Annotated in this window: 19 protein-coding genes; 8 read left to right on the forward strand and 11 right to left on the reverse strand. The window is 73.2% G+C overall.

The features are described 5' to 3' along the window. Nucleotides 1–64: 64 nt before the first annotated feature. Both AB0I32_RS08585 and AB0I32_RS08590 read left to right on the forward strand, forming a co-directional pair. Nucleotides 65–1,750 (forward strand): discoidin domain-containing protein, encoded by a 1,686-nt coding sequence (locus AB0I32_RS08585; protein ID WP_357504831.1) that lies wholly within the window; start codon nucleotides 65–67, stop codon nucleotides 1,748–1,750. Between the two features lie 93 nt (nucleotides 1,751–1,843). After that, entirely contained in the window at nucleotides 1,844–2,899 is a 1,056-nt protein-coding gene (locus tag AB0I32_RS08590; protein WP_357504833.1) for a LacI family DNA-binding transcriptional regulator, read from the forward strand. Between the two features lie 31 nt (nucleotides 2,900–2,930). Here AB0I32_RS08590 and AB0I32_RS08595 read toward each other — a convergent pair whose 3' ends face one another. The 3 genes from AB0I32_RS08595 to AB0I32_RS08605 all read right to left on the reverse strand — a co-directional run bounded on the left by AB0I32_RS08595 (nucleotide 2,931) and on the right by AB0I32_RS08605 (nucleotide 7,394). Continuing rightward, nucleotides 2,931–4,997 (reverse strand): hypothetical protein, encoded by a 2,067-nt coding sequence (locus AB0I32_RS08595; RefSeq protein ID WP_357504835.1) that lies wholly within the window; start codon nucleotides 4,995–4,997, stop codon nucleotides 2,931–2,933. Between the two features lie 174 nt (nucleotides 4,998–5,171). After that, on the reverse strand, nucleotides 5,172–6,986 hold the full coding sequence (locus tag AB0I32_RS08600; RefSeq protein ID WP_357504837.1) for a phosphatase PAP2 family protein: 1,815 nt from the start codon (nucleotides 6,984–6,986) through the stop codon (nucleotides 5,172–5,174). Between the two features lie 84 nt (nucleotides 6,987–7,070). Beyond that, nucleotides 7,071–7,394, reverse strand: coding sequence for a thiamine-binding protein (locus AB0I32_RS08605; protein ID WP_357450655.1), 324 nt, complete (start codon nucleotides 7,392–7,394; stop codon nucleotides 7,071–7,073). Between the two features lie 34 nt (nucleotides 7,395–7,428). Here AB0I32_RS08605 and cofD point away from each other — a divergent pair, with 34 nt between their 5' ends. Both cofD and cofC read left to right on the forward strand, forming a co-directional pair. Beyond that, nucleotides 7,429–8,388, forward strand: a complete 960-nt coding sequence (gene cofD / locus AB0I32_RS08610) for a 2-phospho-L-lactate transferase (RefSeq protein ID WP_357504839.1) — start codon at nucleotides 7,429–7,431, stop codon at nucleotides 8,386–8,388. Then, on the forward strand, nucleotides 8,385–9,077 hold the full coding sequence (gene cofC / locus AB0I32_RS08615; RefSeq protein WP_357504841.1) for a 2-phospho-L-lactate guanylyltransferase: 693 nt from the start codon (nucleotides 8,385–8,387) through the stop codon (nucleotides 9,075–9,077). Before cofD ends, cofC begins: the two co-directional genes overlap by 4 nt. 13 nt (nucleotides 9,078–9,090) lie before the next feature. On the opposite strand, the gene AB0I32_RS08620 is transcribed toward cofC, so the two are convergent. Beyond that, nucleotides 9,091–10,596 carry a PLP-dependent aminotransferase family protein gene (locus tag AB0I32_RS08620; protein ID WP_357504843.1) on the reverse strand — a complete coding sequence of 502 codons (1,506 nt, stop codon included), beginning with the start codon at nucleotides 10,594–10,596 and terminating at the stop codon, nucleotides 9,091–9,093. 94 nt (nucleotides 10,597–10,690) lie between these two features. On the opposite strand from AB0I32_RS08620, the gene AB0I32_RS08625 reads away from it, so the two are divergent. Further along, nucleotides 10,691–11,674 (forward strand): aldo/keto reductase, encoded by a 984-nt coding sequence (locus tag AB0I32_RS08625; RefSeq protein WP_357504845.1) that lies wholly within the window; start codon nucleotides 10,691–10,693, stop codon nucleotides 11,672–11,674. Nucleotide 11,675: 1 nt separating this feature from the next. On the opposite strand, the gene AB0I32_RS08630 is transcribed toward AB0I32_RS08625, so the two are convergent. Continuing rightward, nucleotides 11,676–12,290, reverse strand: a complete 615-nt coding sequence (locus tag AB0I32_RS08630; RefSeq protein WP_357504847.1) for a nitroreductase family protein — start codon at nucleotides 12,288–12,290, stop codon at nucleotides 11,676–11,678. A gap of 88 nt (nucleotides 12,291–12,378) precedes the next feature. Here AB0I32_RS08630 and AB0I32_RS08635 point away from each other — a divergent pair, with 88 nt between their 5' ends. Next, complete coding sequence (locus AB0I32_RS08635) at nucleotides 12,379–12,708, forward strand: cupin domain-containing protein (protein ID WP_274994923.1); 330 nt, start codon at nucleotides 12,379–12,381, stop codon at nucleotides 12,706–12,708. Nucleotides 12,709–12,712: 4 nt separating this feature from the next. Here the strand turns inward: AB0I32_RS08635 and AB0I32_RS08640 are convergent, their stop codons facing one another. Continuing rightward, nucleotides 12,713–14,008 carry a serine hydrolase domain-containing protein gene (locus tag AB0I32_RS08640; RefSeq protein WP_357504849.1) on the reverse strand — a complete coding sequence of 432 codons (1,296 nt, stop codon included), beginning with the start codon at nucleotides 14,006–14,008 and terminating at the stop codon, nucleotides 12,713–12,715. A gap of 168 nt (nucleotides 14,009–14,176) precedes the next feature. Between AB0I32_RS08640 and AB0I32_RS08645 the strand changes: the two genes are divergently transcribed. After that, entirely contained in the window at nucleotides 14,177–14,713 is a 537-nt protein-coding gene (locus tag AB0I32_RS08645; RefSeq protein ID WP_357504851.1) for a YcxB family protein, read from the forward strand. 4 nt (nucleotides 14,714–14,717) lie between these two features. Here AB0I32_RS08645 and AB0I32_RS08650 read toward each other — a convergent pair whose 3' ends face one another. The 5 genes from AB0I32_RS08650 to AB0I32_RS08670 form a co-directional block, all read right to left on the reverse strand. Next, nucleotides 14,718–17,618, reverse strand: a complete 2,901-nt coding sequence (locus tag AB0I32_RS08650; protein WP_357505073.1) for an FAD-linked oxidase C-terminal domain-containing protein — start codon at nucleotides 17,616–17,618, stop codon at nucleotides 14,718–14,720. 382 nt (nucleotides 17,619–18,000) lie between these two features. After that, nucleotides 18,001–18,444, reverse strand: coding sequence for an OsmC family peroxiredoxin (locus AB0I32_RS08655; RefSeq protein WP_357504853.1), 444 nt, complete (start codon nucleotides 18,442–18,444; stop codon nucleotides 18,001–18,003). A gap of 76 nt (nucleotides 18,445–18,520) precedes the next feature. After that, complete coding sequence (locus tag AB0I32_RS08660; RefSeq protein ID WP_357504855.1) at nucleotides 18,521–19,396, reverse strand: hypothetical protein; 876 nt, start codon at nucleotides 19,394–19,396, stop codon at nucleotides 18,521–18,523. Nucleotides 19,397–19,451: 55 nt separating this feature from the next. Next, entirely contained in the window at nucleotides 19,452–20,006 is a 555-nt protein-coding gene (locus AB0I32_RS08665) for a sigma-70 family RNA polymerase sigma factor (protein ID WP_357504857.1), read from the reverse strand. Nucleotides 20,007–20,127: 121 nt separating this feature from the next. Continuing rightward, the gene (locus tag AB0I32_RS08670; protein ID WP_357504859.1) at nucleotides 20,128–21,801 is read right to left on the reverse strand and encodes a glycosyl hydrolase family 18 protein; all 1,674 of its coding nucleotides are present in this window, start codon (nucleotides 21,799–21,801) and stop codon (nucleotides 20,128–20,130) included. A 454-nt stretch (nucleotides 21,802–22,255) separates the two neighbouring features. Between AB0I32_RS08670 and AB0I32_RS08675 the strand changes: the two genes are divergently transcribed. Continuing rightward, the gene (locus AB0I32_RS08675) at nucleotides 22,256–24,235 is read left to right on the forward strand and encodes a helix-turn-helix transcriptional regulator (protein WP_357504861.1); all 1,980 of its coding nucleotides are present in this window, start codon (nucleotides 22,256–22,258) and stop codon (nucleotides 24,233–24,235) included. The last annotated feature ends 22 nt before the right edge of the window (nucleotides 24,236–24,257 follow it).

Here is a 24,257-nt window from a genome sequence, read left to right on the forward strand (position 1 = left end):
TGTCCGAGAGAGCGCTCTCTCGCGCTCGACCCGTGCACGTCCGACGTTCGAAGGAGCACGTCAAATGCGCAGACATCTACGCCTGCTCGCGGCCGCGGCATCCGCCACGGCTCTGCTGGCCCTGGGTGCGCTCACCCAGGTGCCGGTCGCGGCAGCCGCCGACGACCCGCTGTCCCAGGGGCGGCCCGTCACCACGTCCAGCACCGAGTTCGCCTGGAGCACCGGGGCCAACGCCGTCGACGGCGATCCGGGCACCCGCTGGTCCAGCGCGGCGGCCGACAACCAGTGGATCCGCGTCGACCTGGGCTCCGTCCAGGCCATCGACCGGGTGGTCCTCGACTGGGAGGGCGCGTACGCGTCGGGCTTCCGCATCGAGGTCTCGAACGACGCCAGCACCTGGTCCACCATCTACTCGACCACCACCGGCACCGGCGGGGACCAGAACCTCGACGTCGACGGCAGCGGGCGCTACCTGCGCCTGTGGGTCACCCAGCGCGCCACGCAGTGGGGCGTCTCCCTGTGGGAGCTGCAGGTGCTCGGCACCGGCGGTGTGGTGCAGCCCGGCGACACGACCCTGCTCTCGTACAACAAGGCGGGCAGCGCGTCGAGCTCGCAGAACGACGGCACGTGCTGGCTCTGCGGCCCGGACAAGGCGTTCGACCTCGACCCGGCCAGCCGCTGGGCCGTCAACCCCGACACGGGCTGGGTCGACGACGGCTGGATCGCCGTGGACCTCGGTGCCACCGCGCACATCAGCAGCGTCGTGCTGCAGTGGGACCCCGCGTTCGCCACCGTCTTCGACATCGAGGTGTCCGACAACGGGAGCACCTGGCGCACCGTGCACACCACCACCGGCGGCACGGGCTTCAAGCAGGCGATCCCGCTGAACGCCGACGGCCGGCACGTGCGCGTGCACATGCGTGACCGCAGCGGCCCGTACGGCTACTCGCTGTGGGAGTTCCAGGTCTACGGCACCGGCGGCGCGCCCACCGCTCCCCCGGCCGAGCCCGCCGACCCGAACTTCGACGACCTCGACCTGGTGTGGAGCGACGAGTTCGACGGCGCCGCCGGCACCCCCGCCAACGCCTCCCGCTGGACGATCGACCCCGGGCTGCCCGCGAACAACGAGCTGGAGGTCTACACCCCCAGCGGCAACGGGTTCCACGACGGCCAGGGCAACTTCGTGCTCGAGGCGCGCCGCGAGGACCGCGACGGACGGCAGTACACGTCGCACCGCATGAACACCTCGGGCACGTTCAACACCCAGTACGGCCGGTTCGAGGCGCGCGTGAAGGTCCCCGAGGGCCGGGGCCTGTGGCCGGCGTTCTGGATGATGGGCTCCGACTTCCTCGACGGCCGCCCGTGGCCGTACAACGGCGAGATCGACATCATGGAGTTCATCGGCCAGGACCCGACCCGCGCCCACTCGACGCTGCACGCCCCCGCGTACAACGGTGGCGGCGGTTACGGCGGCGGGTACACCCTGCCGGACGGCTCGAAGATCTCGGCGGGCTTCCACACCTGGGCCGCCGAGTGGGACAGCGAGGGCATCCAGTTCTCCCTGGACGGCCGCGACGTCTTCTACGCCGACCGGGACACCGTGGAGTCCACGCGCGGGCCCTGGGTCTTCGACCACGACTTCTACATGATCCTCAACCTCGCCGTCGGCGGTGACTGGCCCGGCCCGCCGGACGCGAGCACGCCGTTCCCGTCGAGGATGCTGGTCGACTACGTCCGCGTCTACCAGTAGCCGGCGTTCTCGTTGAGTGCTGGGTACTTGTGGGCCTGCGGGCTCGAGACCCACAAGTACCCAGCGCTCGACGAGGGGGGTATAACTGGGCGGGTGCAGATTCCGCGGTCCGGGCGGCCCACTCTCGAGGCCGTCGCCTCCGTCGCCGGGGTCTCCCGCGCGACCGTGTCGCGGGTGATCAACGAGGTGCCCACCGTCGACCCGGAGATCGTCGAGACCGTGCGCCGGGCGATCGAGGAGACCGGCTACGTGCCCAACCTCGCCGCCCGGTCGCTCGTGACGCGGCGCACCGGGTCGGTGGCGCTCGTGGTGTCGGAGCCGCCGGAACAGCGCTCCCCGCTCCCGTTCCTGGAACGTCTCTTCACCGACCCGTACGTGGGGCGGGTCACCGCGGGTGCGCAGACGGTGCTGCGCCCGCGCGACATCCACCTGGCGATCATCCCCGCGGACCCGCCCGCGCACGACCAGGTCGTGCGGTACGTGCGGCAGGGTCACGTCGACGGCGTGCTGCTCATCACGTCCAGCTCGGCGGACCCGCTGCCCGCCCGGCTGGCCGCGCTCGCCGTGCCCCTGGTGCTGTCGACCCGCACGACCCTGCCGGGCGTCGCCTGGGTCGACCTGGACCAGGCAGCGGGGGGCCGGCTCGCCGCTGAGCACCTCATCGGGTCCGGTCGCACCCGGCTCGCGGTCGTCGGCGGCCCGCCCGACGCACCGTTCGGGCACGCGCGGCTCGAGGGGTTCCTGGACGGGGTACGAGCCGCCGGGCTGACCGAGCCCGAGGTGGTCACCGCCGACTTCACCCGCCCGGGCGGCGAGGCGGCGGTCCGCACGCTGCTGGCCGCCAGGCCGGACGTCGACGGCGTCTTCGCGGCGAACGACCTCATGGCGGACGGCGTGTCGACGGCGCTCCGCACCGCCGGCCGGGACGTACCCCGCGACGTCGCGGTCGTCGGGTTCGACGACTCGAGCGTCGCCGCACAGGCCCACCCGCCCCTGACGACCGTGCGTCAGCCCGTCGAGGACATGGCGGAGGCCATGGCCCGGCTGCTGCTGGCCGCCCTCCGGCAGGCCCAGGAGCCGGACGACGGCGCGGCGGCGGGCGGCTCCGAGACGTTCGTGCCCGAGCTCGTCGTGCGCGCGTCGGCCTGAGGTCTCGGCAGGCTCGACCAGCGGGACCGGCTCAGGAGAACCGGCGGGAGAACTCCTCGACCAGCGTGGGGCCGGTGTCCCCGAGGCGCCACACGCTCCACCCGTCGGCGGTGTACGAGCCCGACGCCGCCGTGGCGGCCGAGTCGGGGTGCCGGTAGCGAGCGCCGTTGGCCAGCTCGATGGCGCCGTCCGGCAGGAGCAGCGCCTCGAAGTGCTGGTTGCGGCGCGGGCGCGACCACACGATGCGCGTGGGGGTGCCGATGCTGCGGGCGAGCGCCTCCAGGTCGGGGTCGTCCTCCTCCTCGAACAGCATCGGGGTGCTGGCCCGGATGCTCTCGCCCGGCGGCACCGGCCGGGCCGGCGCCTCGGGGGCGCTCGACGGGTAGGGGTCCGCCGCGAACGCCGTCTGCCCGTAGCCGTCGTCGGGGCCCGCCATGTAGCCGCCGGACTCCCACGGGTTCTGCTCGGTGACCACCGGGGCCACGCCGTCGGAGTAGGGCGCCTCGTACCCGGGCTGCTCGCCGTAGCCGTAGCCGCTCTGGTCGCCGTAGCCGGCGGCGGGCTCCGGCGTGTAGTCGTACGCCGGCGCGAAGCTCGACTCCGCGCCGTAGCCGGGCTCCTGGGGGTAGCGGGGCTGGGTGATGTCGAAGTCAGCAGGCTCGTTGGAGCCCGTTGCGGGGTAGGCGGGGGCGCTGTCGTACGACCCCGGCTGCCAGAGGTCCTCGCCGGCCGACGGCGGCTGCGGCACGGGCGGCGGCGGGTAGGTCGGTCCGGCGGCCGGCGTGGGGTCCGACGGCGGGTACACCGTCGTCGACCCGTCGGGCTCGGCGGACGCCGAGAACCGGTCGGTGCGCGAGCGGCGACGCACGGACGGCGTCGGCTCGGCGACCGGCTCGGCCCGTGGCGGGGCGGCGACCTCGCCGAGCGAGGAACGGCTGGTCGCCAGCCGCGGCGGGGCGCTCGGCGTCGGACGGGACTCGGTGCCCGGACGCACGGAGGAGACCGGTGCGCTCGGTGCGCTGCCTGCGCCGGGAGCGCTGGTGATCGGCGGCGCGGTCTCGGGCGAGGTGGCGGCGGCCTGTGCGCGGCGGCCGGCACGGGTGCCGGCCACTCGCTCGGACTTGCCGCCGGCCGCGGCGCGTTCGGGCGTGCTGCCCCGCGTGGCACCTCCGCGGAGGCTCGACCGGAGCCCGGTCGCCGCGTTGGTCGCGCTGGAGGCCGGGTTGTCGGCGAGCGGCGTCGGGTTGTCCGCGCGGACGGGTGTCTGCCGCGCGGCGCGCTCGGCACGGGACTGCGGCGCCTGCTGCACGCGGGCCTGCGGCGCCTGGGCGACGACCGGCATCTTGCCCGTGAGCGCGTAGCCGACCTTGACGCCCTCCTCGAACGCGTCCTTGGGCGCCGCGGAACCGCCGGCGACCCCGCCGGTGACGCCCGTGTCCATGGAGGTGCTGACCGAGCTGTCCAGGGAACCCGTGATGGCCCCGCCGATCGGCGCGGACTTGGCCGCGGGCAGGCCCGGCGGAAGGTGCACCACGAGCGGCGAGACGTCGAGGAACTTGCGGCCGTCGTTCGAGTTCACGACGCCCATCTTCAGCACCTCGACCGGCATCGTGGGCTGGCGCAGGAAGTCGACGGCGTTGAGGATCTCGTCGGGCGCGTTCTGGCAGATGATGATGAGCCGCGCACCGTTGCCGCTGTTCTTGCCCGCCTGCGTGCGGGTGATGGGCACGCTGTCGTAGAACGCCGCGACGTCGTGCTGGAAGGAGCTCGCGCCGCCGCTGTAGCGCGCGGCGAGGTCCGACCGCGTCAGCCGGCCGGCCGCTCCGGCGTGGTCGAGGGCCTTGGCGAGATTCTCGCGGTCGAGATCTGCGACCAGCTCCACGACGACGGGCGAGCCCGACGCATCGAGCGCGAGCAGGTGCGGCTCGTCCGGGCCGGAGCCCTGCGCGATCGGGAACACCTCTTCACCGAGGAGCCCGTCGATGTGCGAGTCGACGACCTGGTTGGCGGTGGTCTTGAGTCCTGGTTCCGAACCGTTCACGCCGTTCGCGGACGTCACGAGGAGGGGCCGCTGGGTATCGACCTCGAACAGTGGCATCTCGTGATCTCCCGGGGTCCTGCGGCATTGGTCCGCCTTAGCCTAAAGGCCGGGGGCAAGAGACCGGAAACACGCCGGTGAAGGTGTCGTGACAGTTATCACGAGCGCGGTGCGGTCCCCGGCGTCGGCAGCACCGCCCTGAAGCGGGTTCAGGACGGCGCCGCCGGGTCCGCGTCAGAGGTGGACGACGATGCTGCCGCCCAGGTAGGAGGCGCGTGCCGGACGCCCGTCGACCAGCACCTGGGCGAACCTGCCCGCCACCCGGAACGCACGCAGGACGGTGTGGCGGCCGCCCTGTCGGCTGCCGTCGCCAGTCAGCTCGAGAGTCGTACCGGGCGCGATCTCGACGGTGCCCCGCACCTCGACGGTCGTCCCGAGGCTCGAGCGCAGGGTCGTCCCCTGCTCGAGGGCCACCCCGCCGCGGCCCAGGCTGTCGGCCGAACCCGCCACCAGGGTGCCGCCGCGGACCACGGTGCCGCCGCGGTAGGTGTTGCAGCCGGCGAGCGTGAGGACACCCGTTCCGGTCTTGACCAGGCCGCCCCGGCCGTCGATGTCGTTGCGCCAGGTGTCCTGCGCGGCCAGGCCGCCCTGGGCCGTGTCGAGCTCGACGGTGACCGTCCGGTCGAACCGGGCGTACCCGTCGGCGGCGGCGAACAGGTTGAGGCGCCCCCACTGCTCGGGTCCGTCCAGGATCGGGTAGCCGGAGGGCAGCGCGGTGGTGCGCAGCACGTCGCGCACCTGGGCCGGGGAGAGGTACGGGAAGCGGGTCTCGAGCAGGACCTCCGCACCCTTCGGCACCTCGAGGTCGGTGGAGTACCCGCCCTGGCGGCGCAGGACGTAGGTCAGCGACGAACGGATCTGCTTCTGGTTCGCCGCCCGGTCGCCGTACTCGTCCGGGCCGGTGTGGGCGGCGGTGTACAGGTCGCTGGTACCGGTGACGGCCGTGAAGTACTCGACGGCCCGCGCGCGGGCGGCGGCCTTCAGCTCGGCGTTGACCGGGTCGGCGAGGATCGCGGCGGCCAGCGCGGTGGCCATGACCCGGCCGCCCATGACGTCCACCGGCGAGTGCATGCCTGCGGTGATCCGGCTGTCGCCGAGCACCGCCGCCATCACCATCAGCTCGGAGAACCGCTCGGGGACCGCGTACGCGAAGCCGAGCGCGGCCAGCCAGGCGGCGTTGGTGTGGCCGCTGGGGAAGCCGCCGTCCGTCGTCGGATCGGTGCTGCGCTGCCGGAGGAGCTGCGGTGCGACCACCACGCGGGACTCGTAGACCGGGTAGCCGAGGTCGTCGACCCGGCCCGTGTCGACGACGGTGCTCCGGTCCGTCATCCGCCACGGGCGCGGGTACTGGTAGGCCGCCTTGCCGTGGTTGCCGGACGAGTAGTTGCCACGCACCGTGTTCACGAGCCGGACGATCTCGCCGAGCTCGGAGGTGTCCGAGCCCGCACCGATCGCGGACCCCGCCGGCGCGCCCGCGGGCACCGCGTCGTCGATCTTGGTGGGCGGGGTCCCGTCCGGGGCGGTGGTGATGGAGGTGACGGCGAGCGCGCCCGCTCGGTACGCCTCGGCGAACGGGCCGAGACCGGCGATGACCGAGTAGCTCTGGTGCCTTCGGTCGTAGACGAAGGACTGCTTGGCTTCCTCGTCGGTACGGCGCCGCGTCACGTCGACGACGTACCGGATGTTGTCCTGCAGCACCCGCGGGGACAGCGCGAACCCGGTGTTCCACTCCCCGCCGGTCCGCCACAGCTCCGACATCCCGGACAGTGCCTGGACGACGGCGTTGGTGTCGGCGGTGACGTTGGGCGGGACGTTCGAGGTGTACCAGTCGACGAACGGCGTCCAGGCAGCGTTGCCTGTCGCCGGGGCGGTAGCCGCCTGCGCCGAGGGCAGGCCGACGGCGGCCGGCCCGACGGCGAGCGCGCCGGCACCGAAGGCCGCGCCGCGCAGGAAGCTCCGTCTGTTGACGTTAACGTCTGTCAGAGTCATAGGCTCAAGGGTCCCGGAAAGCCGGGGCTTGTCAATAACTCCTGACAAATGTTCACGCGGGGTTGGTGAACCGGACCACAGGGGTCAGGAGTGCCCGGTCTCCGACTGGTCGGCCGCGAGCCGCTCCTCGACGCGGGCGATCTTGCTGTTGATCTGCCCGTCGGCCGCACCGGGGCGGATATCGGCCTTGATCACGAGCGACACCCGGTGCCCGCCGCGGCCCACCGCGTCGGTGGCGCGCTGGATCACCGGCATCACCTCGTCCCAGGAGCCCTCTATCTCGGTGAACATCGAGGTGGTCCGGTTCGGGAGGCCGGACTCCCTGACGATGCGCACGGCTTCGGCGACCTGGTCGGCGACGGACTCGCCTGCGGTCATGGGGGCGACGGAGAACGCGAAGACAGCCATGTACCCAGTCTGCCCCCACACGTAGGCTCGACGCGTGAACGTCACCCTTCTCGCGGGCGGGGTCGGCGGTGCGCGGCTCGCGCACGGCCTCGATCTCGCACTCGGCGCGGCCCTCGTCAGCACCTCAGCCGAGGCCGGCGCCTCGCCGCACGCCCTCACCGTCGTCGTGAACGTCGGCGACGACACCAACCTCCACGGCCTCGCCATCTCCCCCGACATCGACACGGTCGTCTACACCCTCGCCGGGCTGAACGACGAGGACCGAGGCTGGGGACTGCGCGGCGAGTCGTACGCGACCCTGTCGGCGCTCAAGGACCTCGGCGAGGACACCTGGTTCACGCTCGGCGACCGCGACCTGGCCACCCACATCGTCCGCACCCAGCGCCTGCGCCGCGGCGAGCCGCTGTCCGCGGTCACCGCGCACCTCGCCGCCTCGATGGGTGTCGGGCCGCGCATCGTGCCCGTCACCGACGACCACCTCGCGACCCTCGTCGACACCCCGTCGGGCCGGCTCGGGTTCCAGGAGTACTTCGTGGGCAGGCAGCACGCCGACGCGGTCCTCGGCCTGCACTTCGAGGGGGCCGACGCCGCCCGCCCGGCCCCCGGCGTGCTCGACGCGCTGGCTGCCCAGCTGGTGGTGCTCGCGCCGTCGAACCCGTTCCTGTCGATCGAGCCGCTGCTCGCGGTGCAGGGTGTCCGCGAGGCGCTGGGCACCGCGCCCGGCCGCCGCGTGGCGGTGAGCCCCATCGTGGGCGGACAGGCGATCAAGGGCCCGGCCGCCCAGATCCTGGAGACGCTCGGCCACGAGGTGTCGGCACTCGGCGTGGCTCGGATCTACGCGGACCTCGTCGACGTCATGGTCATCGACGAGCGGGACGCGGGCCTCGCCGGCCCCGTCGCCGACCTCGGCCTGACCGTGCACGTCACCGACACCGTCATGGGTGGCCCACCCGGCCGCGAGCGCCTGGCCCGCGAGCTGCTGGCCCTGGTGTGACCGGCGTCCGGCGGTCCGGCCGGGGCACGACGGCGGTGGTGCCGCTCCGCGACGGTGTCTCCGGCAAGTCGCGGCTGGCCGCGGTGCTCGACGGCGACTCGCGGCGGCGGCTCGTCCGGGTGCTCGCCCGGCACGTGGTGGCGACGCTGCTCGCGTCCGACGGGATCGGGCGGGTCGTGGTGGTGACCGCCGACCCGGTCTTCACGCGCGAGACGCTGGCGGGGCTCGAGGTGGAGGTGCTGGAGCAGCCTGCCGACCGGCCGGGCCTGAACGGCGCGCTCGAGCACGCGCGGGAGGTGCTCGCGGCGCGTGGTTCCGGGCCGCTCCTCGTGGCGCACGCCGACCTGCCCGCCCTCACCCCGGAGGACGTCGTGGCTCTCCTCGCCGAGAAAGCCCCGGTGGTGATCGCGACGGACCGCTACCGGTCCGGTACGAACCTGCTGCTCCTCGCCTCGGAGCCCTCCGGGGCCTTCGAGCCGTCCGGCGCCTTCGGGGACGCCGGTTTCCGGTTCCGGTTCGGGGTCGGTTCGCTCGCCGCGCACGTCGTGGAGGCGGAGGCGCACGGGCTGGAGGTGACGGTGGTGCACCGGCCCGGCACCGCCGTCGACCTGGACACCGCCGACGACTGGTCGCAGCTCCCGGACGAGGTGCGCGCCGCCGTCGGCCAGCAGGTGCCCGGCCTGCTGTGATCCGGCCCTCCGGTCAGCGTGCGGCGGCCTCGGCCGCCGCGCGCAGGCTCCGGACCGCCTCCTCCAGGCGCGCGTCGGCAAGGTTGCCGTAGCCGATCACGAGCACCGTCGACCTGGCCGACGGCGCGGCCTGATACCGGCGGAGGTCGACCAGCGCGACGTCCCGGGCGGCGCCCTCACGGGCGACGGCGGCGGCGTCGATGCCTCGCGGGTCCACCCCCGGCAGGTCGAGGCCCGCCAGGTCCACGGTCACGTGCATCCCGGCGGCGATCCCACCGACCCGCGCGCCGGGCAGCTGGTCGTCGAGGGCGGCCAGCAGGGCGGACCGGCGTCGGGCGTAGCGGGTGCGGGCCGCACGCAGGTGCCGCGCGTACGCGCCGTCCGCGACGAACCGTGCGAGCGTCAGCTGGTCCAGCGTCGCCGGGCCGGGCGTGGGCCCACGGCGGACGGACACGCCGAGGACCGCGGCGCGCCACCGTTCCGGCACCACCATCCAGCCGATCCCGAACGCCGGTGAAAGCGTCTTGCTCGTCGCACCGAGCAGTACCACCCGCTCCTCGTCCAGCCCTTGCAGCGCGGGCACCGGACGGCGGTCGTAGCGGAACTCGGCGTCGTAGTCGTCCTCGATCACCAGCCCGTCCACCTCCCGCGCCCAGGCGAGGACCGCGGCGCGGCGGTCGTCCGACAGCGCAGCGCCCAACGGGAACTGGTGCGCGGGGGTGAGCAGCACCGCCCGGGCACCCGTGCGGGCGGCCTCCGTGCGCAGCCGGTCGGTGGAGATGCCGTCGTCGTCGACCGGGACGGGGACCGGCACGAGACCGGCGGCCGCTGCGACGTCGCGCAGCGGGGCCCAGCTCGGGTCCTCGACGAGCAGATGGGTGTGGCCGGCGTCGGCCAGCGCAGCGGTGATCCGCGACATCCCGTCGGTGGCACTCCGCGTGAGCAGGACCGCGCGGTCCGGCCCCGCGGTCATCCGCGCGCGCCGCAGGTGGGCCGCCACCGCCTCGCGCGCCGCCGGGTGCCCGCCGGCCGGCTGCCCGCCCAGGTCCTCGTTGGTCGCCGCCGCCAGCGCGTCGCGTGCGGCCCGTAGCCAGGCCTCGCGGGGGACGTGCCGCAGGTCGGGCACCCCGGGCGCGAGGTCGTGCGTCGCCCGGCGCGGGACACGTTCGGGCGCCCCACCGGCCCCTGGCGGTTGACCTCGTCGGACGCGGCTCTCGACAGGCTCGACCAGCGGTGCCTCGACGTCCCCCGCCGACGCCGCGACCCGCGTCGCCGAACCCGTCCGCGCGTCGAGGACCCCCTTGTTCACCAGGTGCCCGTACGTCTCGGTGACCACCCAGCGCGAGATGCCGAGGGTGTCGGCGAGCGCCCGGCTGGGCGGCAGCGCCGTACCAGGCGTGAGCCGGCCGGACGCGATGCTCTCGAGGATCGCCTGCTCCAGCCGGTGCCGCAGCGCGCCGGGGCCGGGCGGAAGCGCGATCAGTACGTCGGAGGCGGAATTGGTCTGGCCTGCTGCCATGGCATTGGACCGTAGCACCAGACCGATTGCTGCCTAGCGTGGTGAGCACCGGGGCAGGAGCGCCCGGGGACGAAGCAGACCGAGGGAGCACACCATGCAGTACCGCACGCTGGACAACGGGCACACCGCGTTCGAGGTGTCGACGCTGTGCCTCGGCACGATGTTCATGGGGACGCGGACCGACGAGGAGACGTCGTTCGCGATCCTTGACCGGTTCGTCGAGGCCGGGGGCACGTTCCTCGACACGGCGAACAACTACAACGCGTGGGTCGGCGGGCACGGCCGCGACTCCGAGGACGTGCTCGGCCGCTGGCTCGCCTCGCGGGGCAACCGCGACGACCTGCGGATCGCGACCAAGCTGGGCGCGGGGAAGAAGGACCCGAACCTGCCGCTGTCGAACACGCCGCCCACCAACTTCCAGGGGCTCGGCGCCTCGACCGTCGACCGGGAGGCGCACGAGAGCCTGCGCCACCTCGGCATCGACCACATCGACGTGCTGTACGGGCACGTCGACGACCTCGAGACGCCGCTCGAGGAGACGGTCGGCGCGTTCGGCAAGCTGGTCGACGAAGGGATCGTCGGCATCCCGGGCATCTCGAACGTGGCGCTGTGGCGCGTCGTCGAGGCACGGGAGACCGCCGCGCGGCTGGGGGTTGCGCCCTACGGCGCCGTCCAGCAGTGCTACAGCTACGTGTACCCGCGGCCGCAGCCGATCCGGACCAACTGGGCGTCGCCCGAGCTGCTTGACTACGCGCGGTCCACGGGCGCGGCCGACCGCCCCGGGCTCGCCGTCATGGCGTACTCCCCGCTGCACCAGGGCGTGTTCACGCGCGACGACAAGTCGCTCTACGACGGGTCGGACCACGCGGGGTCGCGGGCACGGATCGCGGTGCTGCGCGCCGTCGCCGCCGAGATCGGCGCGACGCCGAACCAGGTGGCGCTCGCCTGGCTGCTGGGCGGCGAGGTGCCGGTGGTCCCGGTGTTCGGCGCCAGCAGCGTGGCGCAGCTCGACGAGGCCCTCGGTGCGGCGGACCTGGTCCTCGACGAGGAGACCCGCGCCCGCCTCGACAACGCCTGACCTACCAGCCGCCTCGGTGGATCACCTCGGCCTCGGGCTTCCGGCGGCGGCGGGTGGGCGAGCCCTTCGCCCCGCCGTCGGCCGGATGCCCTACCGCGACGACGCCGGTGATCTCGAACTCGTCGGGGATCCCGAGCTCGCCCCGGACCGCTGCCACATGCTCCGGCGGGACACCGAAGAAGCAGGCGCCCAGCCCCTCGTCGACGGCGGTCTGGAGCATGAGCAGCGAGGCCATGCCGACGTCGACGTGCCAGAACGGGACCGGCCACCGCGCTTCGTCGAGGTCCTCCCAGCCCTTGTCCTTCTCCGCGTACCGCCGCAGGTAGGCGGCCTTGGACGCGAGCGCGAGGACGATCACCGGGGCCGTCCGCATCCCCGCGAGCCAGGCCGACATGTCACGCTCGGACCGCTCCGAGGTGTCCGGGGTCGACGCCGCCCAGAACCGGTCGCGATCCTCCGGCGTCTCCAGCACCACGAACGCCCACCCCTGGCTGAACCCCGCACTGGGGGCGCGGACGGCGTTGCGGGTGATCCGGTCGACGGCCGCCGCCGACACGGGCTCGGCGGTGAACTTGCGGTGCATCCGGCGCTTGCGGACGACGTCCTGGAATTCCATGGGGCTCATTGTCGACCTTCGGCCAGGCGACCTTCGGCGGAACACGAACCCCGTTGCCCGACGGCGGCGCGCCAGCCAGCCTGGACGCATGACTCTCCAGGCGATCGAGCAGGCGACGCTGCCGCACAACAACTTCGAGGGATACCTCCACGGTTCGGAGGTGTCGGTCATCTTCGAGCGGGTCACGCAGGACGGTTTCGGGCCACGCCTGCACCGGCACCCCTACTCCGAGACGTTCGTCATCCGGTCCGGCCGGGTGCTCTTCACCGTGGCCGGTGAGGAGATCCAGGCCGTCGGCGGCCAGATCCTCGTGGTCGAGGCGATGGTGCCGCACAAGTTCAAGACCCTCGGCGCGGACCTCTACGAGGCGGTACACATCCACGCGAACGACCGGTTCGAGACGGAGTGGCTCGAATGAGCCGTCAGCAGGTGGCCCGCATCATCCCCACCAGGAGCTCGGTCGGGTCGTACAGCGGCTCGTCCGTCAGCACGGGGTAGACGAGGTCCCGCCCGGTGATGCCGACGGACACCTGCCGCTCGCCGTCGGGCGACGTCAGGTTGATCGAGATGGTGCCGTACGACCCGCCGTCGTGGCCGTAGAGCCAGCCGCCCGGGACGCACGGGTCGGGGAGCCGGTAGACGCCCAGGCCGTAGTCCGGGAACGCCTCCTGGCCGACGGTGCGGGGCTCCAGCATGTCAGCGGCGGTCTCCGCGTCGACCAGCCGGCCCGTGACCAGGGCCTCGGTGAAGTCGGCGAGATCCTCGGTGGTGCTGGTGACGGCGCCCGCGGCGTCGAACAGGCTCGGGTCCCAGTGGTCGAGGTCGTACCAGCCGGCCTCCACCGGGCCCGTGTACGCCGACTCGTGGAGGAACGGCCCGCGCACGCCCGGGTCGTCCGGGTAGGCGCTCTGCCACATCCGTGCCGGGGCGAACACCCGGCGCTCCAGCAGGTGCTCGACGCTGCGCCCGGTGACCTCCTCCAGCATCATGCCGAGCACCACGTAGCCGGCGTTCGAGTAGGAGAAGCCCTCCCCCGGCTCGTTCATCCACGGAGCGGACTGCAGCGCCTCGATGTGGTCGGCGTCCGTGACCTCCTGGCCCATCACCGCGAAGACCGAGGTGAACGACGACGGGTCGGCGGCACGCGACATGAGGATCCAGTCGGTGGCGGTAGGAGCACCCGAGCGGTGGCTCAGCAGCTGCTCGATGGTCACGCCGGCGGGCACGACGCCGGGCAGCACCTCCTCGACGGGCGTGTCGAGGGTCCAGGTGCCCTTCTCGACCTCCTGCATGACGAGCGTCGCGATCATCGGCTTGGTGTTGCTCGCCACCCGGAACCGGTCGTACGACCTGGCCTTCGCCCGGCCCTCGCGCTCCCGGGTCCCCGCGGCCCCGCTCCAGGTCCGCGCGCCCTTCTCGACACGCGCGGTCACGGCGATCGCCCCGTCCGCCACGAGATCGTCGAGGGCGGCGTCCAGCGCGGCGCCGGCAGGTGCGTTCGCACCTCGCGCAAGAGTCCGGTTCGTGGCGACCTCGCGCTGGGCCTGGTGGGCGGCGTCGGCCACCATCGCGGACACGGTGTCGGGGACGTCGGCGGCGACGGCAGGCGTCGGCCGGTCGGTGCTCGCCGCGTGCGCGGAGCCTGCGACGACCAGCGGTGCCGCGAGCGCCAGCACCGCGCTCAGGGCGAGTGCCGCCCGGCGGGTTGTGCGTTCCATGGGAGTCTCCTTCGTCTGGGCTGTGCTCCCATCCTGTCGACGGACCCCTTCGCGCGGATCACCCGCCGGGTGGATATGGCTCCCACCTGCGGCGGAGTGTCGAGATCACCCGTCGGGCCGAGCCGTCCGGTGCAGACGCAGACGGGTGCGCCGTGCCAGACTCCGGGCGTGACCGAACCAGCAGCTCATGTCTCGTCCCGAGGCGTCTTCGAGGCCGACCTGCACCTGACGACGGCGGACTACCGCGAGGGCCTGCTGCGGCTACCCCTCCTGTGGGCGTTCTACGGGCTCGCCGCGGTGATCCTGCTGGCCGCCCTCACACTGACCTACCTCGACAGCGGGTCCACGGCCGACGAGTACCTGGTCGCGACCGCATGGCTGCCTCTCATCGGGCTGAGCCTCGTGATCGGGTGGATCCCGGACCTGTTCGCCTGGCGCATGGCACGCACCTCCCCGTTGCGGCACGGCGCGACGATCCGGATCGACGACGAGCAGATCGCCTGCACCAGCCAGGAGGCGTGGGTGTCGTACGGCTGGCCCCTGGTCCGGCGGGCCGTCGAGACCCGGTCGAGGTTCCACCTCGTGGTGGGCAAGGGCATGTCGACGGCGGTCTGCATCCTGCCGAAGCAGCTGTTCCCGCTCGAGGACCACGAGGCGATCCGCGAGCTCATCCGGGACAAGGTCGGCAGCCTCCGCCAGCACTGACCCGCTACAGCCGGTCCGCGATGACCTCCAGCAGGGACTTGCCCTCCACGCCCATCAGGTCGAGGGCCTGCGTGCGGCAGGAGAAGCCGTCTGCCAGGTAGGTGGTGCCGGGGGCGGCGTCGCGCAGCGCGGGCAGCAGCGCGTTCTCCGCGACCGCCACCGACGTCTCGTAGTGCCCCTTCTGCATGCCGAAGTTGCCGGCCAGGCCGCAGCAGCCCGCGAGGACCTCGACCTGTGCCCCGCCCTTCTCGAGCAGGTTCCGGTCCGCCTCGAACCCCATCACCGAGTGCTGGTGGCAGTGCGGCTGCACGACGGCGGAGACATCCGCCAGTGACGGCATCTCCCACTGGTCCGGCACGTCGTCAGAGGTCAGCAGCTCCGCCGCCGTCCGCGTCATGCGGGCGACGGCCTGGGCGCGGGGGTCGTCCGGGAACAGGTCCAGCAGGTCGGAGCGCAGCACCGCCGTGCAGGACGGCTCCAGCCCCATGATCGGGATGCCGTTCACCGCGTAGGGCCCGAGCACCTCGAGCAGCTTGAGGAGCCGGCGCCGGGCGCCGTCGAGCTGACCCGTCGAGATCCAGGTGAGGCCGCAGCACGCCTGCTCGTCCGGGACGATCACGGAGAACCCGGCCTTGGTCAGCACCTTCACAGCGGCCTGCGGGACGGAGGGGGAAAGGGTGTCGCTGAACGAGTCGGTCCAGAGCACCACCTTGGGCTTGGTGGCGAGCCGCGCCGCCGTGGCGCCCTCGCGGCCCGGCACGCCGAGCCCGTCGTCGGTCACCACCGGCAGTCCAGGGACGCCGTGCGTCGCGCCGCCGCGTGCCCACCACTGCCGGAACGGGACCTCGGCGAACTTCGGCATCGACCGCCGGGTGTCCATGCCGCCCGCCCACAGCACCGCCTTGCCGATCCACTTCACGCTCAGCAGGCCGTTGACCAGCTCGGGGACCGCCCCGGCCAGCCGGGCCCAGCGCGGCAGCCAGCCGAGGGCGTAGTGGTCGACCGGCCGCAGCTTGCCGCGGTAGGTCCGGTACAGGACCTCCGACTTGTACTGCGCCATGTCGACACCGGCCGGGCAGTCGCTCGAGCAGGCCTTGCAGGACAGGCACAGGTCCAGCGACTCACGCACCTCCGGCGCCGCGAGCCCCCCGACGAGCGTCCCGTTCACCGCCTCCTGCAGCACGCGGGCGCGCCCGCGTGTCACGTCCTTCTCGTCCTTCGTGGCCTGGTAGCTCGGGCACATGAAGCCGCCCGACGCCGACGTGTCCGCCCGGCACTTGCCCACGCCCACGCAGCGGTGCACCGCCGTCGACAGGTCGTTGTGGTCGTGCGCGAACGAGAAGCCCTCGTACCCGGCCTTGCGCCGGACACCGTGCCCCGAGCCCTTGCCCGCCAGCGGCAGCTTGGTCCGCACCGGCGCGGCCTGGGGGCGGCGCAGGTCGTCGTCCACGGCCCGCGGCCGCACGACGACGCCCGGGTTCAGCAGGTCCTTCGGGTCGAACAGGGCCTTGAACCGCTCCATCAGCGCTATCGCCTCGGGCGAGTAGATGAGCGGCAGCAGCTCGGAGCGGGCGCGCCCGTCCCCGTGCTCGCCGGACAGGGACCCGCCGTAGCCGGCGACGAGCTCGGCCGCCTCGATCATGAAGGTGCGCAGCACCGACCCCGACGTCTCCAGCGGGATGTCGATCCGCAGGTGCACGCAGCCGTCGCCGAAGTGCCCGTAGGGCAGGCCGTCGACGCCGTACCGGTCCATGAGCGCCTGCAGGTCGCGGAGGTACGGCCCGAGCTTCTCCGGCGGCACCGCCGAGTCCTCCCAGCCGGGCCACGCCTGCTCCCCCGCGGGCGTCCGGCCGGCGAGCCCGGCGCCGTCGGCCCGGATCTGCCACATCTTGGTGGCGTCCGAGCCAGCGGGCAGCACCACGGAGTCCAGCGCCGTCGCGGCCGCGACGATGGCGTCCGCGCGCCCCAGAGCCTCGGCCTGCGACGAGCCGCCGACCTCGATCATGAGCCACCCCGCGCCGTCGGGCAGCGCCGGGACGGACTCCGCGCCCTTGGCGCGCCGGACGACGTCGACCAGGCGCGCGTCCAGCCCCTCGATCGCGAGCGGCTTGTGGCTGAGGAGCCGCGGGACGTCGTCCGCGGCGGTGGGCATGTCGGGGTAACCGAGGACGACGAGGGTGGGCGCGCCCGGTGTCTCCACCAGGTTGAGCTCTGCCTCCAGGACGGTGACGAGCGTGCCCTCCGTCCCCACCAGGGCGCGGGCGAGGTTCGATCCGTTCTCGGGCAGGAGGTGCTCCAGCGAGTAGCCCGAGACCTGCCGGCCGAACCGGCCGAACTCGGTGCGGATCAGCGCCAGGTTGTCCCGGACGAGCTCCTTGAGGCCGGGGACGTCGGCGAACTCCGGGTCGCCGGAGCCCGCGGTGAACCGGCGCCCGGCGCCGTCGACCACGTCGAGCGACACCACGTTGTCGGCGGTGCGCCCGTAGGCGACGGCGTGCGGACCGCACGCGTTGTTGCCGATCATGCCGCCGAGGGTCGCGCGGTTCTGGGTGCTCGGGTCGGGCCCGAACCGCAGCCCGTGGGCCTTCGCCTCCCCCTGCAGGGTGGACATGACGGTGCCCGGCTGGACCCGCGCCGTGCGGCGCTCCGGGTCGATGCCGAGCACCCGGTTCAGGTTCCGTCCCAGGTCGAGCACGACGCCTGGGCCCACCGAGTTGCCGGCGACGGACGTGCCCGCGCCGCGTGCCGTGATCGGGACCTTGAGCTCGCGCAGCACCTCGAGCGCCGCGACGACGTCGTCCACCGTCTCCGGGAAGACCACACCCTCAGGGACCACCCGGTAGTTGGACGCGTCGGTCGAGTACTCGGCACGCCGGCGCGTGCTGATGTCGACGGCGCCCTCCATGGCCGTGCGCAGCGCATCGGCGACCGCCTCACGCGCTGCCTCGGCGGCGTGGTCCGCCTCGCGACGCGCGGCCTTGCGCCGCTCCTCGCTCTCGGCGCGACGGCGTTCCGCCTCCTCGGCAGCGCGGGCCTCGGCCCTCTCGCGGGCCGCGCGGGCGGCCTCGGCGGCGTCAGCGGTGTGGCCCGTCGAGCGGTGCGCGGCGCGTTCGTCGTCGTTCATACCGTTCCGGGACGGGGCGTCGTGGGTCTGCGAGGGCACCTCGCGATTCTCGCACCAGAAAGAGGCGAGCCGCACACGTGTCCGACCTGCCGTCGAGTGCTGGGTATCTGCGGTTTCTGGCTGCGAGACCACCAAATACCCAGCACTCGACGGAGTAGGAAGATCAGCCCTCGAAGGTGACGTCGATCGTGATCGCGTCGACGCCCGTGAGGGCCTTCGAGATCGGGCAGCCGGCCTTGGCGGCCTCTGCGGCGGCCTTGAAGCCCGCCTCGTCGATGCCCGTCGCGAACCCGCGCACCGTCAGGGCGCTCTTGGTGATGCGGACGCCGCCGGCCGGGTCCGGCCCGAGGGTCACGTCGGCAGTCACCTCGATCTGCTCCGGCGTGGCCCCGGCCCCACCCAGCTCGTTCGTGAAGGCCATGGTGAAGCACGACGAGTGCGACGCGGCGAGGAGCTCCTCGGGGCTGGTGACGCCGGCGGCCTGGTCGGCGATGCGCGCCGGCCAGGAGACGTCGAACGTCCCTACGCCCGACGACGACAGCTCGACCTGTCCCGACCCCTCCGTGAAGGTGCCGTTCCAAGCGGTGCGGGCGGTACGTGTTGCCATGGTGCGCTCCTTGTGTGACGAGAAGTGTTCTCAACTGACGTCCTACGCTCGCGACCCTACCGGGCAAGCACTCGCGTCACGGAGCGAAGTCAAGGACCTCGTCATCAACCGCGAGGACGGTCCAGACGTTGCCGTCAGCATCCCTGAGCTCGTACGCGGGCACGAGCAGGACCGCGGCTCCGGACAGTGTGTAGCGCACCTCCGTGAGAGTCGCCGCGACGATCGTCACGTCCTCGACGGGCCACGCGATGGGGCCGCCCGGCACAGGCGTCGCCGCCAGTGGACCCGCCTCCTCCTGCGGCGCTTCCTGCGTGGTCCGGCCCAGCACCGCGCCCGCGAACCTCGGGTCGCCCAGCCGCTCGACGGCCTCCACCTCGCTGATCACGGGGTAGGAGCCGAGGCTCTCGCCGGACGTCCCGGCCACGCGCACCTCAGCCGTCGTCGGCGCGTCCGACAGCCCTGCGCCGGCGTGGAACACGAGCCCGGTCGCCGTCGGCAGGTCACCGCCGGCATCGAGTGGCTCCAGGCTCTCGGCCTCCGCCTCGGCCTCGTCCCTGGCCGTGCCCCCGTCCGGCTCGACCATGACCGACGGCCCGTCGAGGGTCTCGCCCGCGCCGCTCTCCGCCGTCATGTCCGACGCCTGGGTGGGAGCGGTACCTGACTCCCCCGCCACGTAGCCACCCCCGCCTGCCGCGACGATGCCGGCCACCGCGGCCGCGACCAGCCACTGCGTCCGCCGCCGAGAGCGCCGCCGCGCGAGCTCGTCCGTCTGCTCGTGCCCAGCGGGCCCTGTCGGTACTGCCCCAGGCCGAGCGGCCCCGGGCTGCTCGGCGATCAGCGCGTCGACCTTGGCCCGGAGCACGCCCTGGACCGGATCAGGCGCATGCTTTGCGGGGTCCGCCGCCATCAGACGGTCGAACGCCGGGTCCGCCTGCCGTTCGTGCTCGTTCATCGCCGTCCCTCCGTGCAGTGCTCGGCTGCGCACCGTGCACACCCTCTACATGTGCTCATGCGTCCACCGCTTGCTCGTGGGCGTCCCACGCGTCACGGAGCCGTGCCCGCGCACGGGACAACGCCGCATCGGCGCCGCCGCGGGAGACCCCGAGCACCTGGGCGAGATCGTCCCCGGACAGCCCGTCCCAGGCGACGAGCAGGAGGATCCGCCGGTCGCGCGGGGAGAGCCGGGACAGGACCTGCCGGACGGCGTCGTCGGTGGCGGCGAAGGTCGCGGGGTCCACGTCGTCCGGCTCGTCGGGCACGATCGCGACGGGCAGCGCCCGCATCTTGCGCCGGTGGTTCGCCAGCACGTAGCCGGCCGTCCGGTACATCCACGGCAGCTCGGCGCCGTCCGGCACGTCGTCGCGACGGCGCCACGCGGTGGCGAGCACCTCGGCGGCGAGGTCCTCGGCGTCGGAGGCGCGACCGCCGTCGGGCAACCGGCGGACGAAGTAGGAGTAGAGGGCGCGCGAGTGCGCGTCGAAGAGCGCGCTGAACCAGGGCTCGTCGTGCGGAAGCCGTTCGTGCGGCAGATCGTCCTGCAGGGCGCCGGGGCTGTCGTCCACCCCCACACTCTGTCGTGGCCACCGGGTTCCTTGCACCCGCGCCGCACAACAAAACGGTCTCGGCAGACTCGACCACCGTTGGTCGAGCCTGCCGAGACCGTGCGTCAGCGAACGTCCCGCGTCAGCAGGCGCCCAGGTCCTGCCACACCCCCCACTCGGACGGCGCGGGCGCCTCGCCCTGCGTCCACCACTTGGCGCGCCACTCGTGGCCGTTGTGCGAGACGGTGTTCCCGCCCACGTAGACGGCCGACGCGCTCCAGGCCGCCGCCGTGCACTCCTCGACCGGCGGGTCGGTCGGGTCCGGCGGGTCCGTCGGGTCCGGGGGATCGGTCGGGTCCGTCGGACCGCCGCCCTCCACCGGTCCCGGCGTACCGGTCCCGAGCACGCCCTGCAGCGCGCCGGTCAGGGTGCCGGACCGGTCACCCGACAGGTCCCACCACATGGCCCCGCCCAGGCCCTCTGCCCGGATGTAGTTGGCCTTGGCCCGGACGGACTGCTCGTTGTCGTACGACCACCAGGTGCTGCCGTCATGCCGCCAGGCGGCCCCGAGGGCGGCGTCGTAGTACCCGGTCCCGACGTTCTTGATCACGTCGTAGTCGTTGATGCCCGCCTCCCACTGCCCGGAGGCCGGGCCGGTCGCGGTACCCCATGCGTCGGACGACGGGGCGCCGGTCCAGCCACGCCCGTACATCGCGAGGCCGAGGCCGAGCTGTGCGGGGTCGATCCCCGCGTCCGTGTACGACCGCACCGCGAGGTCGACGCTGAACTGCCGTGCGGCCTCCCGCGGGTCCTCCGGGTCGTGGTACAGGTTGCCCTGGTGCCCGGTCAGGTCCGCGTCCCACGCACCGTGCAGGTCGTAGCCCTGGACGTTGCCGAAGTCGAGGTAGTTGAAGATCTCGGGGTCGTTCCAGCCGCCCGCCGTGATGTCAGCGGGGTTGGCCGGCAGGAACGCGGAGAGCTCGTAGTCCTTGCCCGTCTGAGCGCCGAGCGCGTCGAGCTGCTCGCGGAACTCGGCGAGCAGAAGCTTGAAGTTGCGCTTGTCGTTCACCGGATCGACGTGGTTGCCCTCGGCGCCGTTCGGCGAGCCGGGCCACTCCCAGTCGATGTCGAACCCGTCGAAGACTCCTGCGGCGGCACCTGCGCCGCCGCGGCCGTCGATGACCGGCAGGTTGCCCTTGATGAACATGTTGATGCAGCTCGACACGAGCTTCTCGCGCGAGGCGTCGGTCCTGGCGGCCAGCGAGAAGTTCTTGGACCAGGTCCACCCGCCGATGGACATCATGACCTTGAGGTCGGGGTGCTTGGCCTTGAGCTGCTTGAGCTGGTTGAACGACCCGGCGAGCGGCTGGTCCCAGGAGTCGGCGGTGCCGGAGACCGAGTTGGCCGCCGTGTAGCCCATGCCGTAGTCGGCCCAGGCGTCGCCCGCTCCGTCGGAGCCGTTGGGCCCGGGGCTCTGGGCCTTGTTCGCCTCGAAGCACTCGAGGTTCTGGTGGTGGATGTTCGCGAAGGCGTAGTTGATGTGGGTCAGCTCGTCGGCCACGCCTGAGGTGTCGATCTGCTTGATCTGGTAGCCGCGCCCGTACACACCCCACTGGGCGAAGTAGCCCACGCTGCGGAAGCCGTTGATGGCGGAGGTCCCGGCGGCGGAGGCGGCCTCGCTCTCCGCCGCGTTCGCGTCCCGGAGACCGATGCCGGTCACGGCGGCGGAGGCCGCCACGGCGAGCGCGGCCACCCCCGCGAGGATTCGTCGGCCCGTCCTGCTGATGCCTGACGGCGGTTCGTACGTCGAGTCCATCGTCTTCCCTCTCTGGTCCGGTCGTCTTCGATCCGGTGACGGCGGGTCACCCTAAGTCGCGCTCCGCTAAAAGTAAGGAAACCTGCGTTAATGGGAAATAAGGGAATTCCACACGGTGGGACTACGTAGTGCAACCTCACGAAGTGCACCCACTTGTTACGGGGTGAATCCTTCGCCTCCGAAACAACCTCGTGCGGTATCAGGTACCTCGCCGTCGGAGCGGGGCAGCATGGCAGGTCAGGCGGCGGTTCGCAGCAAAAGTCGTGACCTCGGATTGATGCGGGTGAAACGTTCGGAGGCCATACTTGCGAGCACCGTGAACGAATCCGGGAGGGTGTCGACGATGACCGCGCTGCCGCAGCAAGTCGTATTTCCGCTCCCCCTTGGCGACCGCACAGTGGCACCTCACGTCGCGTGCGAGCTCAGCCGGGTGGTGGGTGACGAACCTGGATGTGTGGACCAGACAGCCCGGATGCTCGACGACGAGCATCTCCTCGGGACGGCGCTGATGCCGGACCCGCTACCTGCCGCGCGTGCGGTCCGTGAGGCCGTCGGCCCGCTCGGCCTCGACGACGACGCACGCCGGGTCCTGCTCGTCGCCGCCGTCGCCGTGGTGGACCGCACCGAGGTGCTGCTCGCCGCGTCCGGCACCGACATCGACACGCTCATGGCCGGACCCGCCGGCCGGCACCTGCACCTGGTGGGCGGCCGGTTCCGGTTCCACCACCCCCGTATCCGCTCGATAGTCCACGAGGACGCCGACCTCGCCACCCGCACCGCCGCCCACGGGGCCCTCGCGGAGGTGCACCGCAGGGCCGACGAACCGCTGATCGCCATGTGGCACACGGCGCTCAGCACGCTCGCGGGCGACCCCCTGCTCGCGGACGGGCTGGTCGAGCTCGCCGAGCAGCATCTCGCGCGCGGCGACGTCCACCGCGCCCACGAGGTGGCCCGCGAGGCCGCCAGCCACGGCACCGACCGGGTGCGGGCACGCGCCTTCGCGGTGGCCGGGCGGGCGGCGCTCTGGGCGGGGCACGTGCACGACGCCGTCGTGCACCTCCGCCGCGCCGCCCATGCCGCGGGCACCGGCTCCCCCGCCGACGGAGCGCCGGACGCCGCACGCCCGCTCGGCATCGCGCTGGCCCTCCTGGACGGCAGGCCCGACGCCGTGGTCCCTGGCGACGCCTGCGGCGCCGACCGTGCGGCGATCGCCGCCGCGCGCAAGACGATGCGCATGCTCGACGGCGCCCCCGGTGAGGCCGCGACCGTCCTCGGCGAGGTCGCGGAGCTGGCTCCCGCGCGCCCGCCCAGCTGGTGGTTCGACGGCCCCTCCGATGCCATGACGCCGCTCGCGGAGGCGCACCTGCGCGTCGCGCAGTCGTACCTCGCGCTGCGCCTCGGCGACATCACCGGCGCGGCGTCCGTGCTCGACGACGCCGTCGAACGCCTGCCCGTCGCCCTCGCCTTCGGCGGGCTCGGGATCGCGCTCGCACGCCGCCTCGACCTGGTCCGGGAGGGGCACCTGAGCCGGCCGACCGCCGCGCTCGAGGCCTCGGTGCCCGGGCAGGTGGCGCCCGTCGTGCGGGCCGCGACGCTGGGCGACCGCGCGCAGACCGCGGTGTTCAACGGCCGCTGGGTCGAGGCGGCGACCCTGCTCGGGCTCGCGGCGGAACGCGGTGGGGACGAGCTGCGCCGGCTCTGGCTGCCCACCCCCGACCCGGTGGAGCTGCTCGTGCTCGCGGGCCAGGACCGGGCTGCCCGGCACTCGCACGAGCGCCTGCGGCTCCACGTCCTGCCGACGGCGGGTCCGGAGTCGGCGGGCGGTTTCTCCGGCGGGCCGACGCGGCGCCGTCGGCTCGACCTGGCGCGGGCAGAGCTTGCCCTCGCGGACGCCTCCGGCGTCAACCGGGCACGTGAGCGGGCCGTCGAGGCGTCACTGCGGGTCGGCTCGACGTTCGAGCGCGGCCTCACCGAGCTGGTCGCTGCCCGTGCGTACGCGCGCCTCGGTCTGCCCGGGGACGCCGCGGCGCACGTGCTCGGCGCCCACGAGCTGTTCGAGGAGTCCGGGGCGAAGGCCTGGGAGCACATCGCCGAACAGGCGCTCAAGACGCCGGGCTTCGTGCCCGCCGGTGGGGGCGAGACGGCGAGCCGGGCGGCGGACGAGTCCGGAGACGAGCCCGCCGCCGGCGTCGGCCAGGCCGCACTCGGTCAGGCCGCCCTCGGCCAGGACGAGCTGTGCGGGCAGTGGGACGGCCTGCTCACCGAACGCGAGCTCGACGTGGCGCGGCTGGTGGTGCAGGGCCGGACGAACCGGCAGGTCGCCGCCAACCTCTACGTGTCGGTCCGCACCGTCGAGGTGCACCTCGGGCGGGTCTTCCGCAAGCTCGGGGTGCGCTCCCGGACGGAGCTGGCGGTGCTGGCACTGCGAGGCTGAGCCGGCTGAGGCAGCACGCGCC

It is taken from the genome of Promicromonospora sp. NPDC050249, assembly GCF_040656015.1.
Taxonomy (GTDB): Bacteria; Actinomycetota; Actinomycetes; order Actinomycetales; family Cellulomonadaceae; genus Promicromonospora.

What these genes read in the sequence shown, in the direction of transcription:
- AB0I32_RS08635 (WP_274994923.1), top strand. Translation starts at nt 12,379, where the DNA reads ATGACTCTCCAGGCGATCGAGCAGGCGACGCTGCCGCACAACAACTTC.
- AB0I32_RS08640 (WP_357504849.1), bottom strand. Translation starts at nt 14,008, where the DNA reads ATGGAACGCACAACCCGCCGGGCGGCACTCGCCCTGAGCGCGGTGCTG.
- AB0I32_RS08585 (WP_357504831.1), top strand. Translation starts at nt 65, where the DNA reads ATGCGCAGACATCTACGCCTGCTCGCGGCCGCGGCATCCGCCACGGCT.
- AB0I32_RS08605 (WP_357450655.1), bottom strand. Translation starts at nt 7,394, where the DNA reads ATGGCTGTCTTCGCGTTCTCCGTCGCCCCCATGACCGCAGGCGAGTCC.
- AB0I32_RS08650 (WP_357505073.1), bottom strand. Translation starts at nt 17,618, where the DNA reads ATGGAGGGCGCCGTCGACATCAGCACGCGCCGGCGTGCCGAGTACTCG.
- AB0I32_RS08670 (WP_357504859.1), bottom strand. Translation starts at nt 21,801, where the DNA reads ATGGACTCGACGTACGAACCGCCGTCAGGCATCAGCAGGACGGGCCGA.
- AB0I32_RS08630 (WP_357504847.1), bottom strand. Translation starts at nt 12,290, where the DNA reads ATGGAATTCCAGGACGTCGTCCGCAAGCGCCGGATGCACCGCAAGTTC.
- AB0I32_RS08625 (WP_357504845.1), top strand. Translation starts at nt 10,691, where the DNA reads ATGCAGTACCGCACGCTGGACAACGGGCACACCGCGTTCGAGGTGTCG.
- AB0I32_RS08620 (WP_357504843.1), bottom strand. Translation starts at nt 10,596, where the DNA reads ATGGCAGCAGGCCAGACCAATTCCGCCTCCGACGTACTGATCGCGCTT.
- AB0I32_RS08600 (WP_357504837.1), bottom strand. Translation starts at nt 6,986, where the DNA reads ATGACTCTGACAGACGTTAACGTCAACAGACGGAGCTTCCTGCGCGGC.
- AB0I32_RS08595 (WP_357504835.1), bottom strand. Translation starts at nt 4,997, where the DNA reads ATGCCACTGTTCGAGGTCGATACCCAGCGGCCCCTCCTCGTGACGTCC.
- AB0I32_RS08655 (WP_357504853.1), bottom strand. Translation starts at nt 18,444, where the DNA reads ATGGCAACACGTACCGCCCGCACCGCTTGGAACGGCACCTTCACGGAG.
- AB0I32_RS08660 (WP_357504855.1), bottom strand. Translation starts at nt 19,396, where the DNA reads ATGAACGAGCACGAACGGCAGGCGGACCCGGCGTTCGACCGTCTGATG.